Origin of the sequence: Sandaracinobacter sp. (assembly GCF_041909755.1) — a bacterium.
Lineage (GTDB): Bacteria > Pseudomonadota > Alphaproteobacteria > Sphingomonadales > Sphingomonadaceae > Sandaracinobacteroides.
In genome coordinates, this window is the sequence record NZ_JAYRCW010000121.1 from 1 (window position 1) to 6365 (window position 6365).

Below are 6365 nucleotides of genomic sequence, written 5' to 3' on the forward strand. Positions count from 1 at the left end.
GCCATCAGCGCATTCTGCCTGAGGAAGGTGGATTTGCCGCCCATGTTGGGGCCGGTCACCAGCCACACGCGGGCGTCGCCCTCCAGCGCACAGTCGTTCGGCACAAAGGCCTCGCCCTTGCGCCGCAGCGCGGCCTCCACCACCGGGTGCCGCCCGGCCACGATGCGGAAGTCCAGGCCGTCGGTCAGCCGGGGGCGCACCAGCCCTTCCCGCACAGACAGCTCCGCCAGCGCGGCGGACCGGTCGATCGCGGCCAGCGAATCCGCCACCCGGCCGATCGCCGTCGCGTCGGCCAGAACCGCTTCGCGCATCGTCTCCAGATGCGCGGCTTCGGCCGCCAGCGCATGGGCCTGCGCCTGTGCGATCCGGCTGGCGAGCCCGCGCAGCGCCTCGGTATCGAAGCGCATCGCATTGCCCAGCGTCTGCCGGTGAAAGAATCCGGGATGCGCCATCAGCGGATCGGCGGCCCTCTGCGCCACTTCCACATGATAGCCGATCACATTGTTGTGCTTCACGCGCAGCGCCTGAACGCCGGTCTGTTCGCGCAGCGCGCCTTCCAGCGCCGCGATCGCCGCCCGGCTGTCCGCCGCCAGCAGCCGCAATTCGTCCAGCGCAGCATCATGGCCGCCGGCAATCACCCCGCCGTCGGCCGCCTGCACAGGCGGGCTCTCCACCAGCGCCGCCTCCAGCAGAGCCAGCAGCGCGTGCGGCGGTTCCAGCCCCAGCCGCAGCGGGTCCAGCGCCGCGGGCGCCCCGCCGCCGCAGGCCGCGTCCAGCAACGCCCCCAGCGCGCGCGCCGCCCGCAGCCCGTCGCGCAGGGCGCCGAGATCCCGGGGCGAGCCGCGCCCCGCCGCGATCCGCCCCAGCGCACGGGCTGCATCCGGCGCGCCCTTCAGCAGCGCGCGCGTTTCCTCCCTCAGGCCCGCGTCGCTGCCGAACCATTGCACCAGGTCCAGCCGGTCCTCGATCGCGGCCCGGTCCGCCAGCGGCGCAGCGAGCTCGGCCGCCAGCAGCCGGCCGCCGGCCGATGTCACCGTCAGGTCGATGGCGGCCAGCAGGCTCGACGGCCCCTCGGTCAGTTCCAGGCTGCGGCGCGTGGCCCCGTCGATCGCCATCACCGCGCCGGGCAGATGCAGCCTCGGCGGCTTCAGCAACACCGCGCCGCCGCGCGCCGTCCGCTCGATCTGGGCCAGCAGCCCGCCAGCCGCCGCCAGCGCCGCGCGCGGAAACTGGCCGAAGCCGTCCAGCGTCGAGACGCCCAGCCGCGCCGCCAGCCGCCGTTCGGCTGCCTGGCTGTCGAAGGCGGCGCGCGGCAGATCCGCATGGCCCGCGCCTTCCGGCCCCAGCACCTCCGCCGGCGCGATCCGGGCCAGCTCGTCGGCCAGCCCCTCGGGCGTCACCTGCCCCAGCCACAGGTCTCCGGTGGAAATGTCGGCCCAGGCCAGCCCCACCTCCGCCGGCCCCGGAAACAGGCTCAGCAGCCAGTTGGCGCGGCGGCCGTCCAGCAGCCGCTCTTCCGTCAGCGTGCCCGGCGTGATCACCCGCACGATGGCGCGGTTCACGATGGATTTGGAACCGCGCTTCTTCGCGGCGGCCGGATCCTCGGTCTGTTCGGCGATGGCCACGGCATGGCCCGCCTTCACCAGCCGCGCCACATAGGCTTCATGGGCGTGAACCGGCACACCGCACATCGGCAGCGGACGGCCCAGATGCTCCCCCCGATGCGTCAGCGCGATATCCAGCGCGGAGGCCGCCACCCCGGCATCGTCCAGGAACAGCTCATAGAAATCGCCCATGCGGAACATCAGCAGGGCATCGGGCACCTCGGCCTTCAGCCCCAGATACTGCTGCATCATGGGGGTCGGGCCAGAAGCGGAACCGGGCGCGTTACTGGAAGTGGCAATTGCCGCCGTCATGGCAACAGCCTATCAGCCGCTGAGACGCGCGAGACAAGAGAGAGACGGACAGCCCGGTGAGCGACGACAACGACAGGCCGATTTTTTCCGACCGCGAAGCCCTTCTGTTCCACTCGGCCCGGCGGCCGGGCAAGCTGGAGATCATCGCCTCGAAGCCGATGGCGACCCAGCGGGATCTGTCGCTCGCCTATTCGCCCGGCGTCGCGGTGCCCGTGCAGGCGATCGCAGACGATCCCTCCACCGCCTATGACTATACCGCCAAGGGCAATCTCGTCGCCGTCATCTCCAACGGCACCGCGATCCTGGGCATGGGCAACCTCGGCCCGCTCGCCTCCAAACCGGTGATGGAGGGCAAGGCCGTCCTGTTCAAGCGCTTCGCGGACGTCGATTCGATCGACATCGAGCTGAAGACCGAGGATGTGAACCGCTTCATCGACGCCGTGGAGCTGATGGAGCCGACCTTCGGCGGCATCAACCTGGAGGACATCAAGGCCCCCGAATGCTTCATCATCGAGCAGACCCTGCGCGAGCGGATGGACATTCCCGTTTTCCATGATGACCAGCACGGCACCGCCATCATCACCGCCGCCGGCCTCATCAACGCCTGCCATGTCACCGGCCGCGCGCTGAAGGACGTGAAGGTGGTCGTGAACGGCGCGGGCGCCGCGGCGATCGCCTGCACGGAGCTGATCAAGGCGATGGGCGTGCCGCATGATCATGTGATCATGTGCGACCGCGAGGGCGTTATCTGGCAGGGCCGGGAAAAGGGCATCGACCAGTGGAAGTCCGCCCATGCCTCCACCACCAGCGCCCGTACGCTGAAAGAAGCGCTGGTCGGCGCCGACGTGTTCCTTGGGCTGTCCGCCGCAAAGGCGCTGTCGGCCGACGATGTGCTGGCGATGGCGCCCAAGCCCATCATCTTCGCGATGGCGAACCCGGAACCGGAAATCCGGCCCGAACTCGCCAAGGCCGCCCGGCCGGACGCGATCATCGCGACGGGCCGGTCGGATTATCCGAACCAGGTCAACAATGTCATCGGCTTCCCCTTCATCTTCCGCGGCGCGCTGGATGTGCGCGCCACCAAGATCAACGAGGAAATGAAGGTTGCCGCCGCCGAAGCCATCGCCGCGCTCGCCCGCGAAGCCGTGCCGGATGAAGTGGCGGCCGCCTATGGCGCCAGCCATGTGTTCGGGCCGGAGTATATCATTCCCGCCCCCTTCGATCCGCGCCTCATCGAACGCGTCCCGGCCGCAGTCGCGCAGGCGGCGATGGATTCGGGCGTCGCCAAGAAGCCCATCTTCGACATGGAGGCCTACAAGCTCGAGCTGCGCTCGCGGCTGAACCCAACCTCCTCCGCGCTCGCCGCCAGCTTCGAGGCGGCCCGCGCCCGCGACAGCCGCGTGGTGTTCGCCGAGGGCGAGCAGGAGGTGGTGCTGCGCGCCGCCGTCACGTTCCGCACCCAGGGCTATGGCACGCCGCTGCTGGTGGGCCGGGAAGAACCCATCCTGGAGGGGTTCAAGCGCATCGGCGTCACCGATCCGGAAAACTATCCTATCCACAACAGCGCCAACTCTCCGCTGGTGCCGGAAATGGTGGAGCGGCTCTACGCCCGGCTTCAGCGGCAGGGCTATCTGAAGCGCGACGTGCAGCGCATGGTCAACAACGAGCGCAATGTGTTCGCGGCCCTGATGCTGCAGATGGGCGAAGCCGATGCGATGGTGTCGGGCGTGACGCGGCACTTCCACCAGGTGCTGTCGCAGGTGCGGCTGGCCGTCGATCCGCTGGACGGGCATGTGCCGTTCGGCTTCCACATCTTCGCCGGCCGCTCGCAGACGATCCTGATCGGCGACACCACCGTGAACGAGCGTCCGCAGGGCCCGCAGCTGGCCGACACCGCGATCAAGATGGCGGCGGCGGCCCGGCGGCTGGGGATGGAGCCGCGCGTCGCCTTCATGTCCTATTCCAATTTCGGCAATCCGCCGGGCAGCTATCTGGGCGCCCTGCACGAGGCCGTGCATATCCTGGACGAGCTGAACCCCGGCTTCGAATATGAAGGCGAGATGTCGGTGGATGTCGCGCTCAACCGGTCGCTGGCGGATGTCTATCCGTTCAACCGGCTGACGGGGCCGGCCAATGTGCTGGTGATGCCCGGCCTGCAATCGGCCAACATCGCGGCCAAGCTGCTGAAGGAGCTGGGCGGCGGCAGGGTGATCGGCCCGGTGCTGGTCAACATGTCGAAATCGGTGCAGATTGCGCCGATGACATCGGGCGCAACGGATCTTGCCACACTGGCCGCGCTCGCAGCGGCCGGCGTCGTGCAATAGGCCGGCCGGGATGAGCCTGCCGCCCATCCTGATGATCCACGGCATGTGGAGCCGGCCATCCACCTTCGCCCGGCTGCGCGCCGAGCTGGAGCCGGCCGGCATCCGCAGCGCTGCCGTCACGCTTCCCTACCATGACGTGCCGCCCGGCAGCCCCGCGCCCGCGCCGCTCGCCTCGCTGAAGCTCGCCAACTATGTCGCCGCGCTGCCGATCTGGGCGAAAAGCCCGTGATCCTGGGCCATTCGATGGGCGGCATCCTCGCCCAGCTTCTGGCGGAACGGGTGCAGCCGAGGGCGCTGATCCTGCTGTCCACGGCCCCGTCCATGCAGGCCTCCACAACCAGCCTCTCCACACTGCGCACCATGTGGGGCGTCACCGGCAAATGGGGCTGGTGGAACGAAGCGACCCTGCTCGACGAGGACAGCGCGCGCTTCGGCGTCTACAACGGCGTGCCCGAAGCGGAAACGCGGCCCGCGCTCGCGGAACTCACCTGGGATTCGGGGCCCGTCCTCGCCCAGCTCGCCGCCCCCTTCCTCGATTCCGAAAAGGGCAGCCGCGTCGATTATGCGAAGCTGCGCATGCCCGCGCTGGTGATCACCGGCCTCGAGGACCGGATCGTGCCGGCCGCCGTCTCCCGCAAGACGGCCCGGCTGCTGGGCAGCGGCGGCGCGCGCGTCGATTATGAGGAATGGGCGGGCGTGGGCCACTGGCTGTTCCATGATGCGGTCCGTCCCCGGCTGGCGTCGGCCATCTCGCGCTTCATGGCCTCGCTCTGAGCATTCAGCGCTTACCCTCGATTGCCCTTCCCCCTCGATTGACAGGGCGACAGCGCCCCCATTAGCCTCCATTCCATGAGCCGCCGGCAGAGCGGCCATGCGCACAGGGGCTCATCCGGCACCGCAAGCAAGGCACCGACACCATCAGGAAGGTTGCGCCAATGACTGCTGCCGTTTCCCGTCGCACGCTGTTCGGCATTGGCGGCGGCGCCACGCTCGCCCTTGCATCGGCCCCGGCCCGCGCGCTGGCCCCGCCGCCCCCGCCACCCGCAGATCCCTTCGCGCCGCCCGAGGGCGTCGCCTTCCTTGCCCGCAACGAAAATCCCTATGGCCCGTCGCCCAGGGCGAAGCAGGCCGTCGCGGATCTGTGCGGCTCGGGCTGCTACTATGCCTCCGGCGGGGAAGACCGGCTGGCCGCCATGATCGCCGAGGCGAACGGCCTCACGCCCGATCATGTGCTGATCGGCGCCGGCTCGTCAGAGGTGCTGAACTGCGCGACCATGGGGCTGACGGGGGGCGGGCACATCCTTTCGGCCGACCTCACCTTCGACCCGCCGGTCCGCTATGCCGAGGCGAAGGGCGTGGCCGTGAAGCGGGTGCCGCTCGCGCCCGACATGCAGGTCGATCTCGCCGCGATGCAGGCCGCCGTCGGGCCGGACACCCGGCTTGTCCACATCTGCAACCCCAACAACCCCACGGGCCTGCTGCTGCCGAACGCCGCGCTGCGCAGCTTTGCCGCCGCCGTATCGCCCAAGGCCATCGTGCTGGTGGACGAGGCCTATAATGAACTCACCGCCGATCCGGCCGGGGAATCGCTCGTCGATCGCGTCCGCGCAGGCGACAATCTGATCGTCGCGCGCACCTTCTCCAAGATCTACGGCCTTGCCGGCATGCGGGTCGGCTATGCGCTCGCCCGGCCCGACATCATCGCCCGCATGCGCCCCTGGAGCATGAGCGTCGGCGGCAACACCGGTGGCCTCGCAGCCGCCATCGCCACCTATCCCGATGCCGCCTTCCTCGGCTATTCCAAGGGCCGCATCCTGGAAGCGCGGGAGATGATCGAGGCCGCCGCGAAATCCGCCGGCCTGCCGACGCTGAAATCCGCCACCAACTTCGTCTATGTGAAGGTGCCGGATGCCGCTGCCGTGCAGAAGCGGCTGGAGGCTAAGGGCATCCTCATCCGCGGCCCCTACGGCAAGTGGACGCAGTGGAGCCGCGTGTCGTGCGGGAAGATCGAGGACGTCGCCCGCTACGCCGCCGCCCTGCCGGAGGCCGCGAGGGCCTGAGGCAGCCACACGTCCAGCGCCCGCTTCGCCCGCGCCGAGATCTTCGCCTTGCGCTCCCGCCCCCG

The 6365-nt window shown here is 69.6% G+C and carries 5 protein-coding genes; 4 read left to right on the forward strand and 1 reads right to left on the reverse strand.

Features of this window, described 5'->3' with window-relative positions:
- On the reverse strand, nucleotides 1-1916 hold a 1916-nt coding region (mutS, locus tag ACE3O8_RS12460), incomplete at its 3' end, for a DNA mismatch repair protein MutS (protein WP_374390218.1).
- A gap of 56 nt (nucleotides 1917-1972) precedes the next feature.
- Between mutS and ACE3O8_RS12465 the strand changes: the two genes are divergently transcribed.
- From ACE3O8_RS12465 to ACE3O8_RS12480, 4 genes are all read left to right on the forward strand, one after another.
- The gene (locus tag ACE3O8_RS12465; RefSeq protein ID WP_374390220.1) at nucleotides 1973-4240 is read left to right on the forward strand and encodes an NADP-dependent malic enzyme; all 2268 of its coding nucleotides are present in this window, start codon (nucleotides 1973-1975) and stop codon (nucleotides 4238-4240) included.
- 10 nt (nucleotides 4241-4250) lie between these two features.
- On the forward strand, nucleotides 4251-4469 hold the full coding sequence (locus ACE3O8_RS12470) for a hypothetical protein (protein WP_374390222.1): 219 nt from the start codon (nucleotides 4251-4253) through the stop codon (nucleotides 4467-4469).
- Complete coding sequence (locus ACE3O8_RS12475) at nucleotides 4466-5014, forward strand: alpha/beta fold hydrolase (protein WP_374390224.1); 549 nt, start codon at nucleotides 4466-4468, stop codon at nucleotides 5012-5014. Before ACE3O8_RS12470 ends, ACE3O8_RS12475 begins: the two co-directional genes overlap by 4 nt.
- A 161-nt stretch (nucleotides 5015-5175) precedes the next feature.
- A complete protein-coding gene (locus ACE3O8_RS12480; protein WP_374390226.1) occupies nucleotides 5176-6300 on the forward strand; it encodes a histidinol-phosphate transaminase in 1125 nt (374 codons plus the stop codon).
- The last annotated feature ends 65 nt before the right edge of the window (nucleotides 6301-6365 follow it).

Excerpts from the sequence above, each read along its gene's own strand:
- ACE3O8_RS12470 (WP_374390222.1), top strand. The coding sequence starts at position 4,251 with ATGAGCCTGCCGCCCATCCTGATGATCCACGGCATGTGGAGCCGGCCA.
- ACE3O8_RS12480 (WP_374390226.1), top strand. The coding sequence starts at position 5,176 with ATGACTGCTGCCGTTTCCCGTCGCACGCTGTTCGGCATTGGCGGCGGC.